This is a genomic window from Nocardia coffeae (genome assembly GCF_019890715.1).
Classification (GTDB): Bacteria; Actinomycetota; Actinomycetes; order Mycobacteriales; family Mycobacteriaceae; genus Nocardia; species Nocardia jiangxiensis.
Window position 1 is genome coordinate 140,701 of record NZ_JAINZY010000011.1, and the last position, 19,944, is coordinate 160,644.

The window sequence follows — 19,944 nt, forward strand, 5'->3', positions numbered from 1 at the left end:
AGTGCGGCTCCTGAGCGGCAGGGCGAGGGTCAACCGGCGAGTAGCGCGGTTCCGGTATCGATGAGGCGAGTGATGGTCGCGGGCAGTTTTTCCTGGTCCGGATCGTGGTGTCGGCCTTCGCGGTGCCTGCGGAGGTTGTGGCCCATGATCGCGGCCATCTTGAGCCGCCCGAGCGCGTCGAACCAGGTTTGCTCGGCGAGCACGGGCCCGCCTGCGCAGTAGATGTCCAGCAGTTCCGCCGCGCTGGGCAGACCGGGCACCTCCCGGCCGACACCGGGGAAATTGCTGCCGTCCGCGAAGACGTGGAACCAGCCGAGTTCCACGCGCGGATCGCCCCGGCTCCAGATCTCCCAGTCGATCAGGGCGACCGGTTCCGAGCCGGCGGAGATGATGTTGCCCAGGCGATAGTCGCCGTGCACGAGCCCCGGCGTCATCGGCTCGGGGATCCGGCGTTCGAGCAGTGCCAGCAGCCGATCGCCGCCGGAAACCAGTTCCGGCGGCACGGCGCCGAGAGTGCGCGCCCAGCGGGCGAGTTCCTCGGCGGGCGTCAGTGCGGACGCGGAGATGTCGGCCGAATCCACCGCGTGCAGCGCGGGCAGCAACTGCGCGGCGCGGCGCATGCGGGCCGCGGCCAGGTCCGCGGCGACCGCGGGATCGTCGAGTACCGGCTCCAGCGACTCACCGGCGACGAGTTCCATGGCGAACCAAGCGGGTTCGTCGCTGTCCACCACCGCGATTCGCGGCACCGGCACGGGAGTCGGCGCCAATACCTGCATGATGCGCGCCTGACGCAACATGTCGTGTCGGCCGATCGGTTTGCTGCCCTCCGGCACCGCCTTGACCACATACGCTTCGCCGCTGGTTTCCGCCCGGAAGGTCAGGCCGGAATGGCCGCCGGGCAGCCGTTCGAACGAGGTCAGGCGCACGCCGAGATCGGCACGCAGTCGCGCTGCGACCCGCTGTTCCAGTGTCGGGCTCATGCCTCCGCTGCGCTCCGGCATGAGCCAGGGCTCGGCTGTGTCTGTTGTTCGCTCGCTGCGCTCGCTCACGGACGCGGCTCCTTGGGCAGGCCGAGCACGCGCTCGGCGATGATGTTGTGCTGGATCTCGTCGGTGCCGCCCGCGATCCGGTACCCGGGCGCGCCGAGCACGTGTTCGGTCCACGCGAAGGTGCCCCACGCGCCGGAATCGGCGGCCAGGTCGCGGCCGAGCAGCAGCCGCACGACCTCGGAGGTCCGCGCCATCGTGTCGGTGGCCAGCAGCTTGCCGATCGATGCCTCGGGTCCCGGATCGCGCCCGGCCACCACGGCAGCGGCCACCCGCATCGCGGCGACGCGCTGCACATAGCCGCGGGTCACCAGGTCGGCCACTCGGTCGCGTTCGAGTTCGGTGAGGTCACGATCCAGATTCCCGGCCAGCGCGATCGCGCGATCCGCGTTGGCCAGGCCCAGGTTGGCGCCGTCCAGGCGCTCGGCCGCCAGCACGGTCAGCGCGACCTGCCAGCCCTTGCCGACCGGCCCGAGCCGATAGCCGTCGTCGAGGCGAACGTCGTCGAGATAGACCTCGTTGAAGGAACTCCCCCCGGTCATCTGCCGGATCGGGCGCACGGTGACCCCGGGTGTGTCCATGGGAACCAGGAACACGGTCAGGCCCGCATGTTTGGCGACGCCCGGATCGGTCCGGCACACCGCGACGCCGATGTCCGCGATCCGGGCGCCGGAGGTCCACACCTTGTGCCCGTTGAGAATCCACGCGTCGTCGTCCGTCCGGACCGCCCTGGTCCGCACCGCGGCCAGATCCGATCCCGCCTCGGTCTCCGAGAAGAGCTGGCAGGCAATGACATCGGTGCGCAGCATGGCGCGCACATACCGCTCCCGCTGCTCCTGGGTGCCCCACTGGTCGATCGTCGGTGCCACCAATTGCTGTGTCACCGAGAACATTTCGGTGCGCTTCGGCAGGTCGAAGGCTTCCTCGGCGCGCCGGAAGGCCAGTACGTACGACAGCGGGAGTTCGCGCCCGCCGTAGCCGCGCGGCCAGTTCAGCGCACCCCAGCCCGCGTCGAACTTGGCGCGTTCGTAGGCGCGCACACGCTCGGTCTCGGCACGCTCCTGGGCTTCGGTCCAGTTTTCGAAGACCGCGACCGAATCGGACCCGCTACCCCAGGGACTTTCGGTGCGGGGTGCGGCCACACCGGCGAGCCAGGACGTGGCTTGTTCGATGAACCGGTCCAATTCGGGAATCGTAGGTTCGGTCACTGCTCTTCTCTCGATCGATGTGCTCGGCTCACACCGAGAGCACGGTGCAAGCGCTGATCCCCGGCGCGCCGTAGACGTGGGTGAACCCCACCCGCGGCGTCCCCGGAACCTGCCGGGCGCCCGCCGCACCGCGCAGTTGGGTGACGATCTCGTGGACCTGCCGCAGCCCCGACGCGCCGATCGGCTCACCGTTGGCGATGCAGCCGCCATCGGTGTTGACCGGCAGACGCCCACCGATTTCGGTGTCGCCCGCGGCGAGCATCGCCTCCTGCTCGCCGTGTTCACAGAAGCCGCATTCGGCCATGTGCATGATCTCCGCACCGCTCTCGGTGTCCTGTAGTTGTGCGACGTCGACGTCGGCGGGACCGATACCGGCCTCCTCGAACGCCGCGGCCGCCGCGTCGGAACTCACGCTGGTCGGTTCGCCGCTGCCCTGGATCGCCGGGCTGAACACCTCGAAAGAGCCGAAGCGGCGGGTGCGGTGACTGATCGCGCGCAGGCGGACGCCGCGCGCGCCCAGGCGCCGGGTCGCGGACTCGCTCGCCACGATCACCGCGGCGCCACCGGTACCGGGTGAGCAGAACATGAACCTGGTCAGCGGGTCGTTCACCATGGGAGCCGCGGCGATCTCCGCCGCGGACATCGGTTCCGTCCGCCAGGCATTGGGGTTGAGACTGCCGTTGCGGTAAGCCTTCTCCGCAACCCTGGCCAGCGTCATGGTGGAGATGCCGTGCAGTCGCATGTACCGGTTGATCTTCGCGCCGAAGAACTGTGTGGTGACCATCAGCCCGGCCTCCCCGTAGCCGTCCGGCAGACCCCATTCCTGCGGCATCGGGTCGAACGCACCGCGCGGATGCTTGTCGAAACCGACGGCGAGCGCGATCTCGGCGGTACCCGAGCGCACGGCATTGACCGCGCCGAGCAGTGCGCTGCCGCCGGTCGCGCAGCCGTTCTTGACGTTGGTGAACGGTATTCCGGTGAAGCCCAATTCGGCCACGAGGGTATCGGCCAGCCCGGAGCTGTCACTGCCGCCGCAGGCCAGCTGGATGTCCGGCCACGTCAATCCGGCGTCGTCGAGCGCGGCGTTGATCGCCACGACCGCGAGTCGGCGGCCGGTGACCTCGGGCTGTCTGCCGAACCGGGACAGTCCGGTGCCGATGATCGAGACCGACTGTGTCACTGCGCCTTACCTTCCTGAATGAACGTGCGAGTCGCGAACCGGGGCACCGGCGCGACGGCGACCAGCCGCACCTGCGCCCCGTCCAGTTCGGCGAAGTCGGTGCAGTCCAGAACCGCCTCGACCCTGATGCCTTCGGGAAGTTCGACATATCCGACCGCGAACGGCGAAAAGCCTTCGCCCGGAACGACATAGGGCGGTGATTTGGGCGCGAACCGTTGCACGGTGTACGCCCAGACCACGCCGTGGTCGCTCAGGGGAATCGTGATCGCGGTCGCAGTGGCGCACCGCCCGCACATCGTGCCGGCCGGGAATGCGACGGTGCCGCACGTCGTGCACCTGCTGCCCTCGAGTGCGAGGACCTCCGGAACGCCCATGTCTTTTCCTTCTTACGTCGGCGTAAAGGGTTGAACCGGTTCGTGATTCAGCGACCGACCCACTTCGGCTCGCGCTTCTCGAGGAACGCGTTCACGCCCTCGGCGGCGTCCTCGGACTGCAGCGCGTTGCCGACGGCCAAGTGCTCCATCACCATCAGCGACTGGATGTCCGCATCCAGACCACGGTCGATGGTCATCTTGGTGAGCTTCATCGCGAACGGGCTCTTGTCGACGATGGGCGCGGCGAAATCGGCGACCAGCTGGTCGAGTTCGGCGGCCGGCGCCGAAGCGTTGATGAGGTCGAACGCGGCGGCCTGCTGACCACTCAACAGCTTCCCGGTCAGCATCAGCTCCTTGGTCTTGCGGATGCCGATCATGCGCGGCAGCCGGTAGATCGGTCCCGCGCCGCCGAACAGCGCCCGGCGGATGTGGAAGTCGCCGATCTTGGCATCGTCGGCCGCGACGGCGAAGTCGCAGGAGATCATGAGCTCGAAACCACCCGCGGTGACGTAGCCCTCCAGCACCGCGAGCGACGGGGTGTTCATCGAGTACAAGCGGTCGCAGACCTTTGCCGAGAGCACTGCCACGTCCATGGAGGTGGTCTTGCCGACATAGTTCGCGCGCAGTTCATCGAGGTCGAAGCCCGAGCAGAAGGTGTTGCCGCGCCCGCGCAGGACGAGCAGCTTCAGCTCGGGATCGTTGTCGACCTCGACGATGATCTCGTCGAGCCGGTGCAGCAGTTCGGTGGTGACGGCGTTCTTCTTGTGCGGGCGGTTGAGCCAGACCCGGGCGATGTCGCCGTCCTTCTCGAGCACGATGTGGTCGGTGTCGATCATGTGGCCTCTTTCGGTCGGGGAGAGTTTCCTGAACTGGATTCACTTCAGTTTTACCGGCTGGAATCACCGGCGTCAATACGCGCCGTCCACCGGATTCGGTGTGGCGACGCGGCTGCTCACAAACCGACGAGGGCGGCTATCGTGCTGCGGTGGGTACGGGAACCGCCTTGTGCCGCTTCATTTCCCATGGCGCGACGGAAATAGGAGTGAGCCGGATGCTCCCAGGTGAACCCGATTCCGCCGTGCAACTGGACAGCCTCGGCCGCCGCGTGGACGGCCGCGTCGGTGCACACCGCACCGGCCACCGCAACCGCCAGCCTCGCCGCATCCGGGTCCTCGGCGAAGGCCGCGGCCGCATACCGGGAGGCCGATCGCGCACGCTCGAGTAGCACCAGCAGATCGGCGAGCCGATGCTTGATGGCCTGGAAGGAGCCGATCGCCCGGTCGAACTGGCGGCGAGTCGACGTGTAGGCCACGGTCATCTCGAGCAACATGTCGACGATGCCGGTGTTCTCGCAGGCGAGGGCGAGCGTGGCGAGATCGCGCAATCGCGTGGCGGCGGCGGCGGTCTCCTCCGGTTCGGTGAGTGCCACCGCCGCAGCGCCCCGCAACGTCACGTCCGCCTGTCGGCGGGTGGGATCCAGGACCGTTCGCTCGGTCCGTACGCAGTCCTGACCCGGACGCAGGGCGAACAGGCGCCGGCCGTCCGGACAGTCCGCGGATGCGACGATCACGTCGGCGGTTCGGCCGCAGGTGAGGTGGGTGACGGTACCGTCGACAACCCATCCTGCCGACGTCCGGGCCGCCCGCAGATCGTCCGTGGTGACATCGAGAGCGCTGACGGTGGCCAGCAGGTCCCCTGCCAGCACGCCCGCCAGAAGGTCGTCGCCGGCGCGGGTCAGCAGCAGAGCCTGTACGCCCAGCACGGCGGAGCTGTAGACCGGCTCGCAAACCAGTGCGCGCCCGCACTCCTCGAGAATCGTCGCCAGTTCGGCCACCCCGTATCCCAGCCCGCCGCGATCCTCGGGTGCGGCGAGTGCGGTAACCGACATGTCGTCGACGAGGGCCCGCCACAGCGATGCGGAGAACCCACGTTCCGCGGACGAGGCTTCACGAACCTGAGTGATGTCGCCGTGTTTAGCCAGCAGCGCCCGCAGGGACTCGCGCAGGGCGGACTGCTCCGGACCGGGTGTGAGCCCGACCGGTTCGGAACGTGGCCAGCGGACTTCACCTGCGGCGACCAATGGCGTGGACATGACCCTCCAATTGAGCTGAGTTCAGTTCGATGATTCGAGAGTAGCGAGGACATGTCTCGACGAGAAGGTCTCAGGTGAACTAAGTTCATTTCATGAATGATCTGCTCGGGGACGAACCTGTCCGCCGATAGCCAGGGCCGAGCAACTCCCTCACGGCACAAACCGTTGCTCTGCCACATCCCCCGCGCGGAGAATGGATGCGTGATCGGTGACCGGTGGGGCGTGCACGAGAGCGAGGTCGTCCGCTCGTATCCCTGCGACGACTTCGTCACCTCACCCGCACTGCAAGCGTGGCGGGGCGTAAGTGTCGCGGCACCCGTCGAAGCGGTGTGGCCCTGGGTCGCGCAAGTGCGGATCGCGCCCTACTCGTACGACTGGATCGACAACCTCGGCCGCCGCTCACCGCGAGAACTGGTGAGCCTTCCCGAGCCTCGAGTCGGAGACCGATTCACCACCGCCGCCGGGCGCGAATGGGGTCGAATCGTTTCCGTCGATCCGGGGAATCAGCTGACGGGAAGTATGCTGGGCGCCTTCATGTCCTACGTCCTGCTGCCCCAGGATCAGGACACGACGCGGCTGCTGCTCAAGGTCGTCATGCAGACCAACCGATGGGTGGCGCTCGGGCTGTCCGTCGGTGATCTGATCATGGCTCGACGGCAGTTACTGAACTTCAAGCAGCTCGTCGAACGCCACCAGACCACGAACCGCCTCTGATCGCGCTGTGTTCGCGGTGCGTACCCGGCGGTCTCGCCGCCGGGTGGGTCGTTCAGCTGGTCTGAGTGCCTGACCAGCCGAAGCTGAAACTGTGCCCCTTCGAGCTGCAACTGATCGCGCCGCGGCCGCCGCCGGAACACGTCGCTCCCGCATAGCTGATGGTGCTGCCGTAGCCGTCTCCCTCCGGCAACACCGGGCTGCCCGCTCGCCCGTGTTGCCCGAACAGCCCGAAGGTCGGGTGCGCGGGCAGGACAGGCAGGTCGATCGCCAGGTCGGTGACCGGAATGACGTTGTACCACTTGGCCATACCCGCCGGAATGTCACACCCGACGTCACCGTTGGACTCGATCGAGCAATTCGCACCATCGACACTGAAGTAGGCGGTGGTGCCGACCAGATACGGTGTCACATCGACACTGGGCGGCGCCGCATTCGCACCGGCAGTACCGGCCATCGAGACCGCGACGGCGGCGACCGCCACGCCGACGAATGTGCGTGCTTTCATGGAGTCTCCCGAGAGTTCACCAGCCGTTACGCCAGTTCTGCCGAAGTATCTTGTTGCACAGGCAATGTCGCTGGTCCGGGCCGATGTGTTACCGATCGGAAGGGTGACCCGATCGACCGACGCCGTAGGATCGAGCCTGGCTGCCCACGGCGTAGCCGCACGAGCGAACGACGGAGGCGAAGTATGACCGACGAGGAAGTCGTCGTCGCGTTCGCCCTGGCCAGACTGGACAACGCGAACAGCGATCTCGATCTGGAAGACGTTGCCACCCTGGTGGTGCGCCGTCTGTGCCCCGACCAGATGCTCGACCTCGCGACCCGCAACCTCGCCGAACGAGATGAGCTACGGGGAGCGCTGTTCCAGTCCGCGGTCGAGCACGTGCTCAGGACCGTGCTGACCGCCCGAGGGCCTGTCGACTGACGCGGCGCGATACGCCGACAGCAAGTGCTCGATCCGCGAGAGAACGCTGCTCCTCACTCAGAAGGCCGGTGTCGCAACGGATCTGCCTGTCATCCCGCCGTAGTACTCGGCGACGGCGGCGAACGCCGCTTTGGGTTCCCAGGCCATGTCCGGATAGATGTCGCCGTGGCGGCCCTCCAGGACCTTGACGATGCCGAGGCTGGCGAGGTCCAGGTCGTCTCGCGGATCGCCGCCGGGACGGTGCGGGTGACTGTGGAGTGCGAACAGGAATACGAAGGCACTGTCGACGCCTTCGCTGTCGAAGATCTCCAGCAGCTCGCTCAGGTACGCGGCCTGCCCGGCCTCGTCCCGGGCGTACTGTCCGTTCAGCCGGATCGGGTCGCCGGTGGCGGTGTCGTATTCGACGATCTCGTTGCTGCGCGGCGCCACCTCGGCGGCGCCGTGCCAGGTGGCCGTGCCGAAACCGGTGATCGCCAGCGGCTTTCCCTGCGCGACCAGCTCACGCACACCGGCCGGGAACTGGTCGGCCACCTCGGCGGAGCGGATGAGTTCGATCGACATGATGTCGAAGGGTGTCCAGTCGATCCGTTCGAACGGTATGGCGCAGTAGGTGAGTTCGCCGCCGAAGGCTTCGCGGACCACGCGTACCGCCTCCCCGAGGAAGTCGTCGAGGCCGGCGATCAGCTCCGCGAGTCGCTCGCCGCGGATATCGAGGTTCCCCAGCAGGAACTCGAGCCGCTCCCAGACGGTGTCGCCGGGCAGAAATCCCCGGTTCATCAAGCTCAGTTCGACGCCGGTGACGAAAACGACCTCGGCCCCCGTTCGCCGCAGCCGCTCGGCTCTGCGCGCGCAGTCGGCGAACAGCGACAGGATCTGCGTGGTGGTCAGTTCCAGCGGGTACGGCGAGAACCACACCTCGAGCCCGAGTTCGGCGGCGCACCGGGCCGCGAGTTCCAGTCGGTCGGCGTCGCCTCCGACGATCTGAACGGCATTGCAGTGCAGGTCATCTCGGATGATAGCCAGCTCCCGCCGGACGATCTCCGCGTCGAATTCCTTCCGTGACGCCCGGCCATGCCGGATGAAACCGGTGTCGTAGGTCATCCCTTTGCCTCGCATGTGCGTGACCCTTCTGTCGATCGGGTTCGGTCGGCGCCAGCCTAGAGGCAAAACATGCGTGCGCGCAATATTACGCGTACGCATGTTTTCGTGGCAGGATCGGATCGTGACAACGAGACCGGCAGGATTGCGCGAGCGCAAGAAGCAGGCCACTCGCGAGGCACTGCGGGAAGCGGCGCTGCGACTGGCGCTGGAACACGGGCCGGACAACGTGCGCGTCGAGGACATCGCCGAGGCCGCCGGTGTCTCGCCGCGGACCTACAACAACTACTTCTCCAGTCGCGAGCAGGCGATCGTCGGCGCCGTCACCGCCGAGCGGGAGGCGCGAGTCGCGGCGGCGGTAGCAGCCCGGCCGCTGGACGTTCGCCTCGCCGACGCCGTCATCGAGGCGGTCCTGAAGCACTACACCGACCCGGGCGAACACCATCGCGACGCGTTGCTGTTGATCACCACGCACCCGGCGCTGCGCGATGCGTTTCTCGTTGCCACCAGCGCGGTCTCGGAACCTCTGGCAGCCGCGATCGCCGACCGTCTCGACGCTCCCGACGAACTCACCGCCCCCGTGCTCGCGACCGCCGTGGCCGCCGCGATCCGTGTCGCACTCGAACACTGGCTACAGCCGCCGACAGGCGTGCCCGCCACCGCGGGCTTCGTCGTCGTGTCCGGCTCGCTGCCCGACCTGCTCCGCGCCGCGCTCACCCCGCTGGTGCCGGCACTCGACGCAGCAGAGCAGGGATCGCCGCGACAACCCGGACCTCGGTGAGCGGCCTTGCGGCTCAGATGTGGAACAGCGGTCCGGTGAGGGTCAGCCCGAGGTCGCCACCGACGTGCGAGAAGAACGCGAACAGCATCAGGGCAGCGCCCGCCAGTCCGATGTCCTTGTTGAAGTTGATCATCTCCTGCTGCTTGACCTGCGGATCGGATTCCTTCCAGAAGGCGTGCATGAGCAGGGCGGCCGGGACGAGGAATACGACCAGCAGCAGCGAGCCCAGATCGGCCCACACGCCCAACAGCACGCTCAGACCACCCGCGAGCAGGAGCACACCGGAGGCCAGAACCGACAACCCGGGAACCGGGACTCCCTTGTACCCGGCGTATTCCGCCATCTGCTTGCGCTGGGTGAAGTGCCCGAACGCGGAGCCGAGAAACAGTGCGGCGAACAGGATGCGTCCGATGAGTACCGCGACGTTCATGATTGCGCTCCTTACTGTTTTATCCGACCGGTCAGTGAAAACCGTTGCGGCTCAGGCGCCGACGAGCAGAGCCAGACTCGACGTGCCGACCAGGATCATCGCCGCGCCCGCGAACCTTCCACCCATGTCACCGTATGGGATCGTCTCCTCCAGCAGGACGAACATGGCGATCGCCGCACCCCACAGCCGGCCCATACGGCCAGGCGGTCTCGGTGACGCCGGTCCCGCAACGTGGTCAGCGGATCACTCCGTCCTGGTTCATGTGCAGAATGCGGCATCGGCGGCCTCGAGCCCGACCGCCGCGCGCCGCCCGGGAGTGATCGATATGCCACATAAATCTACTACCGAGCCGCGCTCTGCCTCCAACTGCCTCGACGCGTTGACATCGATGAGCCATCATCGTCAGGATGTATGGGCCGCAGTTGTTGCCTTGACAGCTGATGGTGAGCATCTGGTTGTCGACGGTTCTCGCTGAGGCGTTCGACAGCGCTCAGAGATTCGGCGGACGCAACGCACTCCGCGTCCGATGTCGCAGTTCGGACGAGATCGACCGATGTGGAGGTTGAAATGTCTGATCGCAATCGGAGCAGGAAATCCGGGCAGATGGCCGGGAAGTCCAAACAAGGCATGAAGAACCAGGGCCAGCGTGCGCAGCGCGATTCAGATCGCATGATCAACGATCAGCAGCAGGACACCGATCAGCTGACCGGCGGGATGGAGCGCGAGACTCGACAGGCGCGGCCCGACATGAAGGACGACAAGAACTCGGGCAAGAAGAAGCTGCAGCACCACTAGCGGCACTTCCGGCGACCCGCGGATTCACTCATCGTGTCCGCGGGTCGCCCCGTGTTCGCCGGGTTCTCGCACGCGGTAGTGATCACGATTCGTGTGACGCGTTCGATGCGCGTCTAATGCGGCTGCGCGGAATGGTCCGGCTGGGCGGCAATCGTTTCCAACGCGCTCTGCCGGTCGGCCCAGGTGAATTCGACCTCGACCTTCCAGCCGGTGTCGTCCTTGCTGCGTTCGATCTCCAGCTCCCGGATCACCTGCGGGGGCACGCTGACGGCGCCGCCCATTCCGGCATAGCCCAGCTGCCCGCCCGCCTCGAGGTCACCGGCCAGGCGGCGCAGTTCGTCAGCCAGCTCGGCCCGGGTCAGTGTGCGATGGTCCTGGTAAATCTTCCGATGCTTCGACATGCTTTCCAGCACACCCCGAGGCCACGACCGCAACCAGGGTCGAACTACCCGCGGCACGTGCACCGAAGGGCCTTCCGGCGGGTGAACACCCCGTCACCCGGAACAGTCCGTCGCGTTCGACAGTTTGCCAGGATTGCACCAGTGCGCGAATCCGATCCGAAAGTCGAGCTACAGATATTTCGGTAAGTTTGCCAGAACCTTGCCCACATGCCCGGTTGAATGAGTCATACTTCAGAGTGTGTCCACGACTCCGGACTTCGAGGCACTGCTGCGCGGCTCTGCGCTGCGGGTCACGGCGCCGCGGATAGCGGTGCTCACGGCGGTGCATCGCAGGCCGCATTCGGATACGGATTCCATCATCGGGCTGGTGCGCGAGGCGCTGGGAGCGGTGTCTCATCAGGCCGTCTACGACGTGCTGCGGGCCCTGACCGCGGCGGGTCTGCTGCGGCGCATCCAGCCGACGGGCTCGGTGGCGCGTTACGAGACACGCGTCGGCGACAACCATCACCACGCCGTCTGCCGAGAATGCGGCGTGATCGCCGATGTCGATTGCGCTGTCGGCGAGATCCCCTGCCTGACCGCCTCCGACAGTCACGGTTTCGTCATCGACGAGGCCGAAGTCGTCTATTGGGGTTTGTGCCCTGCCTGTTCGAACTCTCCCTCCTCGCAACACCTTCCGTGATCGAGAGCCCGAATCTGCTTGCTATCGAAAGGAATTGACGTGTCCGAGGAACACCCACCCATCGCAGAGGCCAGCACCGAGCCCGGCGTGAGCGGCTGCCCGGTCGTCGGCAGTCTGAACTATCCCGCCGAGGGCGGAAACAGCAACCGGGAGTGGTGGCCCAACCAGCTCAACCTGCGGATCCTGGCGCAGAATCCCGCGGTCGCCGACCCGATGGGCCCCGACTTCGACTACGCCGCCGAATTCGCCACCCTCGATGTGGACGAGGTCCGCCGCGACCTCGAGGAACTCATGACCACCTCGCAGGACTGGTGGCCGGCCGACTTCGGCCACTACGGGCCGCTGTTCATCCGGATGTCCTGGCATGCGGCCGGCACCTACCGCATCCACGACGGCCGTGGTGGCGCCGGCGGGGGGATGCAGCGGTTCGCACCACTCAACAGCTGGCCCGACAACGCCAGCCTGGACAAGGCCCGCCGCCTGCTGTGGCCCGTCAAGCAGAAGTACGGCCCGGCGCTGTCGTGGGCCGACCTGATCGTGTTCGCCGGCAACGTGGCACTGGACTCCATGGGGTTCGAGACCTTCGGCTTCGGCTTCGGCCGCGTCGACCAGTGGGAGCCCGACCAGGACGTGTACTGGGGGCCCGAGCACACCTGGCTCGGCGACGAGCGCTACACCGGCCAGCGAAACCTGGAAAGCCCTTTGGCCGCAGTGCAAATGGGCCTGATCTATGTCAATCCCGAAGGGCCCAACGGCAATCCGGACCCGTTGGCCGCGGCGGTCGACATCCGGGAGACCTTCCGCCGGATGGCGATGAACGACGTCGAGACCGCGGCGCTCATCGTGGGCGGCCACACCTTCGGCAAGACCCACGGCGCCGGTGATGCCGATCTGGTCGGTCCCGAGCCGGAGGCGGCCCCGCTCGAACAGCAGGGCCTGGGCTGGCGCAGCAGCTTCCGCACCGGCGTCGGCGCGGATGCCATCACCAGCGGTATCGAGGTGACCTGGACGCCGACACCGACGCAGTGGGACAACAGCTTCCTGGAAACCCTCTACGGCTACGAGTGGGAGAAAGCCAAGAGCCCGGCCGGGGCCTGGCAGTACGTCCCGAAGGACGGCGCCGGGGCCGACACCGTGCCCGACCCGCAGGGTGGCACGCGCACGCGCACCCCGTCGATGCTGACCACCGACATCTCGCTGCGAGTCGACCCGATCTACGAACCGATCACGCGGCGCTGGCTCGACCATCCCGAGGAACTCGCCGAGGAATTCGCCAAGGCCTGGTACAAACTGATCCACCGCGACATGGGCCCCAAGACCCGCTATCTCGGGCCGCTCGTCCCCGCCGAGACGCTGCTGTGGCAGGACCCGGTTCCCGAGGTCGATCACGAATTGGTCGGTCCCGCGGAGATCGCCGACCTGAAGGGCCGCATCCTGTCCTCGGGATTGACTGTGCCGCAGCTGGTTTCCACGGCATGGGCGGCGGCGTCATCGTTCCGCGGCAGCGACAAGCGCGGCGGTGCCAACGGCGGCCGGATCCGGTTGCAGCCGCAGGCCGGGTGGGAGGTCAACGAGCCCGACGAGCTGGCGCAGGTGGTGCGCATTCTCGAAGGTATTCAGGAGTCGTTCAACTCTGGCCAGTCCGGGAACGTGCGGATTTCGTTCGCGGACCTGGTCGTGCTCGGCGGTGTCGCGGCGGTCGAGAAGGGCGCCGAGGACGCCGGATTCGACATCACGGTGCCGTTCACCCCAGGCCGTACCGACGCTACGCAGGAGCTGACCGATATCGAGTCGTTCTCGCTGCTCGAACCGGCCGCGGACGGCTTCCGCAACTACGTCGGCAAGGGCGCCCGGCTCCCGGCCGAGTACCTGCTGCTCGACAAGGCGAACCTGCTGACCCTCAGCGCTCCGGAGATGACCGTCCTCATCGGTGGCCTGCGAGCACTCGGCGCGAACCACAAGCAGTCGCCACTGGGCGTCTTCACCGCGAAGCCGGGGACGCTCACCAACGACTTCTTCGTGAACCTGCTCGACATGCGCACGAAATGGGAACCGTCGGCAGCCGACGACGGCACCTTCGTCGGTAGCGACCGCGCGAGCGGAAAGGCGAAGTGGACCGGCAGCCGCGTCGACCTCGTCTTCGGCTCCAACTCGGAACTGCGCGCGGTCGCGGAGGTCTACGGCACCGCCCGTGCCGAGGAGAAGTTCGTGCGCGACTTCGTCGCGGCCTGGACCAAGGTCATGAACCTCGACCGCTTCGACCTGCACCGGTAACACCACCCTGTTCGGGCGGTCGCCGCCTGCGATGCTCCGGCGAGACGGCGACTACCGATCGACAACCAGGGCAACCAGTTTCGATCCTCCGGACAACTCGGCATCGTGACCGGTCGGCAGCGCCGGCCTGCGCTCAGCGCGCAGGCCGGCGAGAAACTGCGGGAACCGGACAGTCACGTCGACCGGGAACCCTCGCACCATTCGCGCTGGGACAGTTCGGCATTCCGCTCGGCACGTGCCAGGAACGGAGAGCGGCATGATGCGCTCTACCTCGTTCACGATGCACCGACCAGGTGACACCAGCCGTCAGTTCTTGCGAGCGACTCCGGCATAGAACTGGACTTGGCCATCCATGGCCTCGGATGGGTCGATATCCGGGTGCCAGCGGTGCGGGGTGGTGATCCCCGGGTCGATGAGATCCAGACCGGTGAAGAAGCGGGCGAATTCGTCGCCGGTGCGGACCTGAGCGGTCATTCCGGACTCGCGGTACACGCGCGCCACCTCCCCCATCTCCGGCCCGAAATCCGCTGTCGCGTGCGACATCACCAGATACGACCCGGCCGGGACGGCGCCCATCAACTCCGCGACGATACCGAAGGGATCCTGCGGGTCGTCGAGGAAGTGCGCGAGCGCGATCACCGACACCGCTACCGGTTGCGACAGGTCGAGAGTGTCGAGCAGTTCCGGTGCGGTCAGAATCGAATCGGGCTGCCGGACATCGGCATGAACATAGGTGGTGCGGCCCTCATCGGTGCCGGTCATCAAGGCGCGGGCATGACTGAGGACCAGGCGGTCGTTGTCCACGTACACCACGCGCGCGGCCGGGGCGACCTCCTGAGCGGCCTGGTGAAGGTTGGGTTCGGTGGGGATACCGGTACCGATGTCGAGGAACTGCCGCACCCCGTGCCCGGCCAGGTGGCGCACCGCGCGCAGCATGAACTTGCGATTCTCGAGCGCGGAGGTGCGTACATGCGGATGCACCTGCTCGGCATGCTCACCAGCGACACGATCGGCTTTGAAGTGGTCCTTGCCGCCCAGGTAGTAGTCGTACACGCGGGCAGTGTGCGCGGTATTGACATTGAGCGCATCGTCGTCGGTTGTCACGTCTGCGCACTGTAATTGGCGAATACGTTCTGCCGCTACGGGGTTCGCCCGGCCGCTACCGAACGGTTACACACCGGGTGCTCCTGCCCGGTGGCGCCGCGTCAGAAGGCCGACTCCGCGAGATTCATGATGGCGAGGTCGACTTCGCGGACGACCGCACGGACCGCGCCGAGTCGAGGTAGAACGTTCTTGGCGAAAAACGATGCGGCGGCGACCTTTCCTTCGTAGAACGGGGTGCTGCCAGTAGTGTCGATCGCGGCGCGCGCGACTTCCGCCTGACGCAGCAGCAGCCAGCCGATCAGCAGATCGCCGACGGCGAGCAGAAACCGCACCGATACCAGTCCGATCCGGTACAGCTCGGAGGGCTCACGGGTTGCGGCCGACGCGTATCCGGCGAGGGTCTCGACCATATCCTCGACGTCCGCGAGGGCGGTGGCGAGCAGAGAGCGCTCGACGGCGAAATGATCGAACCCGGAGCCATCCGCGAGAAACTTCGCGATCTGCCCGGTCACGTGGTCGAGCGCGACACCTCCGTCCCGAAAGATCTTGCGGAACAGGAAGTCCTGCGCCTGGATCGCGGTGGTGCCCTCGTAGATCGAATCGATCTTGGTATCGCGCGCGTACTGCTCGATCGGATAGTCCTGCAGGAAGCCGGACCCACCGAGGGTTTGCAGGGATTCGGTCAGGCACTCGTACGCGCGTTCGGATCCGACGCCTTTGACGATCGGCAGCAGCAGATGATTGACGTGGAAGGCCAATTCGGCATCGGCCCCCGACACCGCCTCGGCCATCTCCGGGTCCTGGTGCGCGGCAGCGTAGAGGTACAGCGCGCGCAACCCCTCCGCGTACGCCTTCTGCAACATCAGGCTGCGGCGCACATCGGGATGGTGTGTGATCGTCACGCGCGGCGCGTCCTTATCGGTCGTCCTGGTCGGATCGGCGCCTTGCACACGGGTTTTCGCGTACGCGAGCGCGTTGAGATAGCCGGTGGACAGGGTGGCGATCGCCTTGGTACCGACCATCATTCGCGCGTATTCGATGACCTTGAACATCTGCGCGATCCCGGTGTGCGAGTCACCGACGAGCCAGCCGACGGCTGGGATGCCGTGGCCGCCGAAGGTCAGCTCACAGGTCGCCGAGGCTTTCAGGCCCATCTTGCGTTCCAGTCCGGTGACGAAGACGCCGTTGCGGGCACCGAGTTCGCCAGTGCCGGAATCGAAATGGAACTTCGGCACCACGAACAGCGACAGCCCCTTCGTCCCCGGTTCGGCCCCCTGCGGCCGGGCCAACACCAGATGCAGGATGTTGGCCGAGATATCGGAGTCGCCACCGGTGATGAATCGCTTCACCCCCTCGAGGTGCCAGCTGCCGTCGGCCTGCCGGGTCGCTGTGGTCCGGGCGGCCCCGACATCGGATCCGGCGTCGGCTTCGGTCAGCGCCATGGTCCCGGCCCATTCGCGCTCGGCCGCGATTTCGGCCCAGCGTTTCTGGGCGGCGTTACCCAGGTCGTGCAGAATCGCGGCGTTCTGCGGGCCGCTCGTGTAGACGAAGGCCGCGGGTTGGGCGCCGAGCACCAGTTCCCAGATCGACCATTTGACCACAGAGGGCGCCGGCGTGCCGCCGACCTCCGCTGTCAGCCCCACTTTGTGCCAACCGGCCTTGCGCCAGGCCAGCGTCGATGCGACGAACGACGCGGGCAGCGACACCGCGTGTGCGGCCGCGTCGAACGTCGGCGGGTGGCGGTCGGCGTCGGCGAACGATTCCGCCACCGGGCCCTCCGCCAGCCGAGCCGCTTCTTCCAGCATCGAACGTACTGTGCGGGCGTCCAGATCGCCGAACGCTCCCGAGTCGAGAACCCTGTCGATCGCCAGCACCTCGAACAGGTTGAACTCGAGGTCGCGGATATTGCTCTTGTAGTGGCCCATCTGGCCGCCTCCGTATGATTTTCCGCCTCCCGCCGCACTGCCACAGACAGCGCGGCGGACAGCATGCGAGTTGCTGCCAAATCCGGCTCGACCGGCACCGATGGCCGCGTTTCCTATGCGGGCGGGGTGATGGTCAACCCACGCGCGGAGGCATATTTGTAGGCGTCATGTTTGTCGATGAGGGGCGCCGAATCCCCGATGCGCGAAACGCCGGGAAGGTCCCCGAAGTCGGGGCCGAGGTTCTCGGCCATCATCTTTCCGAAATTGGGGTCCATATACATCCGCTCACCCGAGATCAGCTTCAGCTCCGGATCGAAAGCCATCACCACCAGGTAGAGGCCGGTGGTCCGCTCCCCCTCCAAGGTGTTGAACGACATGAACGCCTCGCGCAGTAGCGTATTGGCCGCCACCGCGTGAACTCGCTTCTCGGCGGCCACATCTCGTTTCCGATTGGGCAGAATTCGCAGATACGTCTCGCGGACGGCAGCTTCCCCGTCGATCGCCCATCCCAGGGATGCGAGCTCGTAGTGCGGATTGGGCGCCAAGGTGGCCATCGTGGCTTCGACATCCATTTCCAGCTCGGCGATCTCGTGGGTGAGAAGGATTTCTTCCATTTCCTTCTTGGTCAATTCGGACATGTCATCGAACCTTTCGAGAATCGATTGTTTTCCTCTGTCACACCGGGCGGTGTGCGGTGGTCAATTCGACCGGATGAGAACCTTTGCGCCGGTTCCGTTGCGCAGCGCGTGGATGGCGTCGACAATTCCCGTCAGGGGAATCTCCTCGACCCAGCCGGTGGTGTCGTAGATGCCGTTCGCCATCGCGGCGATCACGGCATCGAATTCCTCGGGCAGATATCCGACGGCGCCGACGATCTCGGTCTCGCCCATCATGAGCTGCGTCGGGTTGAGTTCCATCGGGTGCTCATGCAGCGAAACGACCACGACTCGGCCGCCGGGCACCAAACTCGCCAGCGCCGAAGTGATCGCGGGTGCCGCTCCGGCGGCTTCCACGGCGACGTCCACACCGGCGCCCTCGGTGAATTCGGCGACCGCGGCGGCGAGATCCTCGTTCACCGGGTCGACGACGGTCGCGCCCAGCGCTGCGATGATCTTGCGGCGGTCCGCGCTCGGCTCGGACACGAGCACCTTGTCGACGCCGCGCGCCTTGAACGCGAACCACGCTCCGATGCCGATCGGCCCGGCTCCCGCGATGAGCGCCGTACCACCGGCCTCGACACCGGTCCGCGCGACAGCGTGCCAGCCGACCGTCATCGGTTCGACGAGTGCACCCATCCGCAGGTCGACGTTCTCGGGAAGCAGGTGCAGCGCCGACGCGTTCACCGTGGTGTACTCCGACAAGCCGCCGCCGGGGGCACTTGCGCCGAGCGAGGCCATCATCCGGCACGAGAAGCGCAAGCCGCGGCGGCAGGCCGCACACTCTCCGCAGGAGAGCGCCAGCGGGAATACCGCGGCGCGGTCACCGACCTGCACATCCCTTACGCCCTCGCCGATCTCGACGACAGTGCCGGCGAATTCGTGGCCCAGCACCTGGGGCAACGTGGCGCCGGTCAGGGGATGCGACCGGTTGACGTCCCACGGCAAGGCTTCGGGGAAGAAGTAGAAGTGCAGATCGGAGCCGCAGATGCCGGAGAAGGCATTGTGCAGCTTCACCTGGCCTGGGCCGGGGCGGCCGGGTTCCGGCACCTCCTCGACGCGGACGTCTTCCTTGCCATAGAAGAGAGCGGCCTTCATGTTTTCTCCTTTTTCACAGTGGCCGGCGTAGCCGGGGAGACGGCGGTGTCTTTCCACCCCTTCGGGGTGATCGAGTCGGCGAGGGTGAGAACCAAGGCGGTCGTGCGGTCGGCATCGCAGGACACGAGGGCACCTGCCAGACCACCGGTGACTTCCAGCGAATGCACCATGGTGACCAGCGACCGGAGCTGACCGGACCGGGGAAGATGGCCGAAGGACAGGTCCCCGCCGCGTGGGTTGACCAGGTATTCGCTGATTCCGGTCTCCCTGATCCAGGCCAGCGGCGTCACGGCGTACTGCTCCGGAACCTCGAGCTGATCGAGACCTCCGACCGTGATTCCACAGGGGGCCAGGAGCTCGTCCAGCGCTGCGCAACCGAGAGGGGCGATGCCGAAATCGGTGCGATCGCACCGCACAGCGGTGGTGTGCAGGCGGGCGCGGAATTCCAGGCCCAGCTCGATGGCTTTCGGCTCACTGGTGAGGATGATCGCACTCGCGCCGCGGGCCGCGTGTGCCCGGAGGACGGGCCCGTCGCCGATATGCCCGCGCTCCACCGCCGCGGAGCCTGTCCCGCCGTTGAACGCGTCGCTCGCTTCCGGCTCGACGAAACGATCGACGAGGTGATCCCCTGCGGTGCAGACGATCTCACCCGCGAAGTCACCGGCCGCCGAGCATTCGGCGGACCGGCTGTAGGACTCGCGCGCCCACCCGGCCGTCTCCTCGGGAGCGACATCCCACCAGGCGGCGACGAAATGCGCCATCCGAATTTGCTGGTGCGGCAAGGCGAGATCACCGCCGTACCGCGCAGCGCCCACACCGAAGTCGCATGCGGCGACCACCGCCACGACGTCCGGATTCTGCTCCACCGCCCGCATCGCCTGCGCCACGCTCAGCGAACCACTGGCGCTGACCGTCGTCGGGAGACCGAGCGGCGGTAGGTCGAAACGCCAACCCGCCCGCCCGACCGCGCAGCCGGTCGAGAGACAACGGGGATCGGCGAGGAACAGCTCGGTCACATCCGAGCGGTCGAGGCCGGTTCTGCGCAGCAGAGCCGCGATCACGTCCGCGGTGAGCCCCGTGGGCGTCTCGGGCAGGTCCGGATCATCCGGGATGACTGCTGACCGGCCTGCATCGATGAGCACGACGCTGGTCATCTTGGTC

General features: G+C 66.8%; 22 protein-coding genes. 6 read left to right on the forward strand and 16 right to left on the reverse strand.

Annotated features, from left to right (window positions below; genetic code table 11):
* Positions 1-29 precede the first annotated feature (29 nt).
* The 6 genes from K7711_RS33000 to K7711_RS33025 all read right to left on the reverse strand — a co-directional run bounded on the left by K7711_RS33000 (position 30) and on the right by K7711_RS33025 (position 5,900).
* Entirely contained in the window at positions 30-980 is a 951-nt protein-coding gene (locus K7711_RS33000; protein ID WP_222974606.1) for a phosphotransferase family protein, read from the reverse strand.
* Positions 981-1,045: 65 nt separating this feature from the next.
* Entirely contained in the window at positions 1,046-2,239 is a 1,194-nt protein-coding gene (locus K7711_RS33005; protein ID WP_222974608.1) for an acyl-CoA dehydrogenase family protein, read from the reverse strand.
* 43 nt (positions 2,240-2,282) lie between these two features.
* Positions 2,283-3,434: a thiolase family protein gene (locus tag K7711_RS33010; protein WP_222974322.1), complete on the reverse strand. Its 1,152-nt coding sequence runs from the start codon at positions 3,432-3,434 to the stop codon at positions 2,283-2,285.
* Entirely contained in the window at positions 3,431-3,808 is a 378-nt protein-coding gene (locus tag K7711_RS33015) for a Zn-ribbon domain-containing OB-fold protein (RefSeq protein ID WP_222974324.1), read from the reverse strand. The genes K7711_RS33010 and K7711_RS33015 overlap by 4 nt, the downstream gene beginning before the upstream one ends.
* Before the next feature lie 47 nt (positions 3,809-3,855).
* Positions 3,856-4,644, reverse strand: coding sequence for an enoyl-CoA hydratase/isomerase family protein (locus tag K7711_RS33020; RefSeq protein WP_222974326.1), 789 nt, complete (start codon positions 4,642-4,644; stop codon positions 3,856-3,858).
* Between the two features lie 116 nt (positions 4,645-4,760).
* On the reverse strand, positions 4,761-5,900 hold the full coding sequence (locus K7711_RS33025; protein ID WP_222974327.1) for an acyl-CoA dehydrogenase family protein: 1,140 nt from the start codon (positions 5,898-5,900) through the stop codon (positions 4,761-4,763).
* A 201-nt stretch (positions 5,901-6,101) separates the two neighbouring features.
* Here K7711_RS33025 and K7711_RS33030 point away from each other — a divergent pair, with 201 nt between their 5' ends.
* Positions 6,102-6,614 carry a polyketide cyclase gene (locus K7711_RS33030; protein WP_222974329.1) on the forward strand — a complete coding sequence of 171 codons (513 nt, stop codon included), beginning with the start codon at positions 6,102-6,104 and terminating at the stop codon, positions 6,612-6,614.
* A 52-nt stretch (positions 6,615-6,666) separates the two neighbouring features.
* Here K7711_RS33030 and K7711_RS33035 read toward each other — a convergent pair whose 3' ends face one another.
* Complete coding sequence (locus tag K7711_RS33035; RefSeq protein ID WP_222974331.1) at positions 6,667-7,119, reverse strand: hypothetical protein; 453 nt, start codon at positions 7,117-7,119, stop codon at positions 6,667-6,669.
* 183 nt (positions 7,120-7,302) lie between these two features.
* Between K7711_RS33035 and K7711_RS33040 the strand changes: the two genes are divergently transcribed.
* A complete protein-coding gene (locus K7711_RS33040; RefSeq protein ID WP_222974333.1) occupies positions 7,303-7,539 on the forward strand; it encodes a hypothetical protein in 237 nt (78 codons plus the stop codon).
* 57 nt (positions 7,540-7,596) lie between these two features.
* On the opposite strand, the gene K7711_RS33045 is transcribed toward K7711_RS33040, so the two are convergent.
* On the reverse strand, positions 7,597-8,655 hold the full coding sequence (locus K7711_RS33045; RefSeq protein WP_222974335.1) for a glycoside hydrolase family 113 protein: 1,059 nt from the start codon (positions 8,653-8,655) through the stop codon (positions 7,597-7,599).
* Between the two features lie 106 nt (positions 8,656-8,761).
* Between K7711_RS33045 and K7711_RS33050 the strand changes: the two genes are divergently transcribed.
* Positions 8,762-9,418 carry a TetR/AcrR family transcriptional regulator gene (locus K7711_RS33050; protein WP_308015060.1) on the forward strand — a complete coding sequence of 219 codons (657 nt, stop codon included), beginning with the start codon at positions 8,762-8,764 and terminating at the stop codon, positions 9,416-9,418.
* Positions 9,419-9,431: 13 nt separating this feature from the next.
* Here K7711_RS33050 and K7711_RS33055 read toward each other — a convergent pair whose 3' ends face one another.
* Both K7711_RS33055 and K7711_RS33060 read right to left on the reverse strand, forming a co-directional pair.
* Positions 9,432-9,848, reverse strand: coding sequence for a DoxX family protein (locus K7711_RS33055; RefSeq protein WP_222974339.1), 417 nt, complete (start codon positions 9,846-9,848; stop codon positions 9,432-9,434).
* Between the two features lie 51 nt (positions 9,849-9,899).
* Positions 9,900-10,043, reverse strand: coding sequence for a hypothetical protein (locus K7711_RS33060; protein WP_222974341.1), 144 nt, complete (start codon positions 10,041-10,043; stop codon positions 9,900-9,902).
* A 372-nt stretch (positions 10,044-10,415) separates the two neighbouring features.
* Here K7711_RS33060 and K7711_RS33065 point away from each other — a divergent pair, with 372 nt between their 5' ends.
* On the forward strand, positions 10,416-10,643 hold the full coding sequence (locus K7711_RS33065) for a hypothetical protein (RefSeq protein ID WP_222974343.1): 228 nt from the start codon (positions 10,416-10,418) through the stop codon (positions 10,641-10,643).
* Positions 10,644-10,756: 113 nt separating this feature from the next.
* Here K7711_RS33065 and K7711_RS33070 read toward each other — a convergent pair whose 3' ends face one another.
* Positions 10,757-11,044 carry an amphi-Trp domain-containing protein gene (locus tag K7711_RS33070; RefSeq protein ID WP_222974345.1) on the reverse strand — a complete coding sequence of 96 codons (288 nt, stop codon included), beginning with the start codon at positions 11,042-11,044 and terminating at the stop codon, positions 10,757-10,759.
* 238 nt (positions 11,045-11,282) lie between these two features.
* Here K7711_RS33070 and K7711_RS33075 point away from each other — a divergent pair, with 238 nt between their 5' ends.
* Positions 11,283-11,726, forward strand: a complete 444-nt coding sequence (locus K7711_RS33075) for a Fur family transcriptional regulator (protein ID WP_040821827.1) — start codon at positions 11,283-11,285, stop codon at positions 11,724-11,726.
* Between the two features lie 39 nt (positions 11,727-11,765).
* Positions 11,766-14,000: a catalase/peroxidase HPI gene (gene katG / locus K7711_RS33080; RefSeq protein WP_222974347.1), complete on the forward strand. Its 2,235-nt coding sequence runs from the start codon at positions 11,766-11,768 to the stop codon at positions 13,998-14,000.
* Positions 14,001-14,306: 306 nt separating this feature from the next.
* Here katG and K7711_RS33085 read toward each other — a convergent pair whose 3' ends face one another.
* The 5 genes from K7711_RS33085 to K7711_RS33105 all read right to left on the reverse strand — a co-directional run bounded on the left by K7711_RS33085 (position 14,307) and on the right by K7711_RS33105 (position 19,937).
* Entirely contained in the window at positions 14,307-15,104 is a 798-nt protein-coding gene (locus K7711_RS33085; protein ID WP_222974349.1) for an SAM-dependent methyltransferase, read from the reverse strand.
* A gap of 101 nt (positions 15,105-15,205) precedes the next feature.
* Positions 15,206-17,029 carry an acyl-CoA dehydrogenase gene (locus K7711_RS33090; protein ID WP_222974351.1) on the reverse strand — a complete coding sequence of 608 codons (1,824 nt, stop codon included), beginning with the start codon at positions 17,027-17,029 and terminating at the stop codon, positions 15,206-15,208.
* Between the two features lie 113 nt (positions 17,030-17,142).
* Entirely contained in the window at positions 17,143-17,667 is a 525-nt protein-coding gene (locus K7711_RS33095) for a hypothetical protein (protein WP_222974352.1), read from the reverse strand.
* A 60-nt stretch (positions 17,668-17,727) separates the two neighbouring features.
* Positions 17,728-18,783 carry an alcohol dehydrogenase catalytic domain-containing protein gene (locus tag K7711_RS33100; protein ID WP_222974354.1) on the reverse strand — a complete coding sequence of 352 codons (1,056 nt, stop codon included), beginning with the start codon at positions 18,781-18,783 and terminating at the stop codon, positions 17,728-17,730.
* The gene (locus K7711_RS33105; protein WP_222974356.1) at positions 18,780-19,937 is read right to left on the reverse strand and encodes an acetyl-CoA C-acetyltransferase; all 1,158 of its coding nucleotides are present in this window, start codon (positions 19,935-19,937) and stop codon (positions 18,780-18,782) included. Before K7711_RS33105 ends, K7711_RS33100 begins: the two co-directional genes overlap by 4 nt.
* Positions 19,938-19,944: the final 7 nt, after the last annotated feature.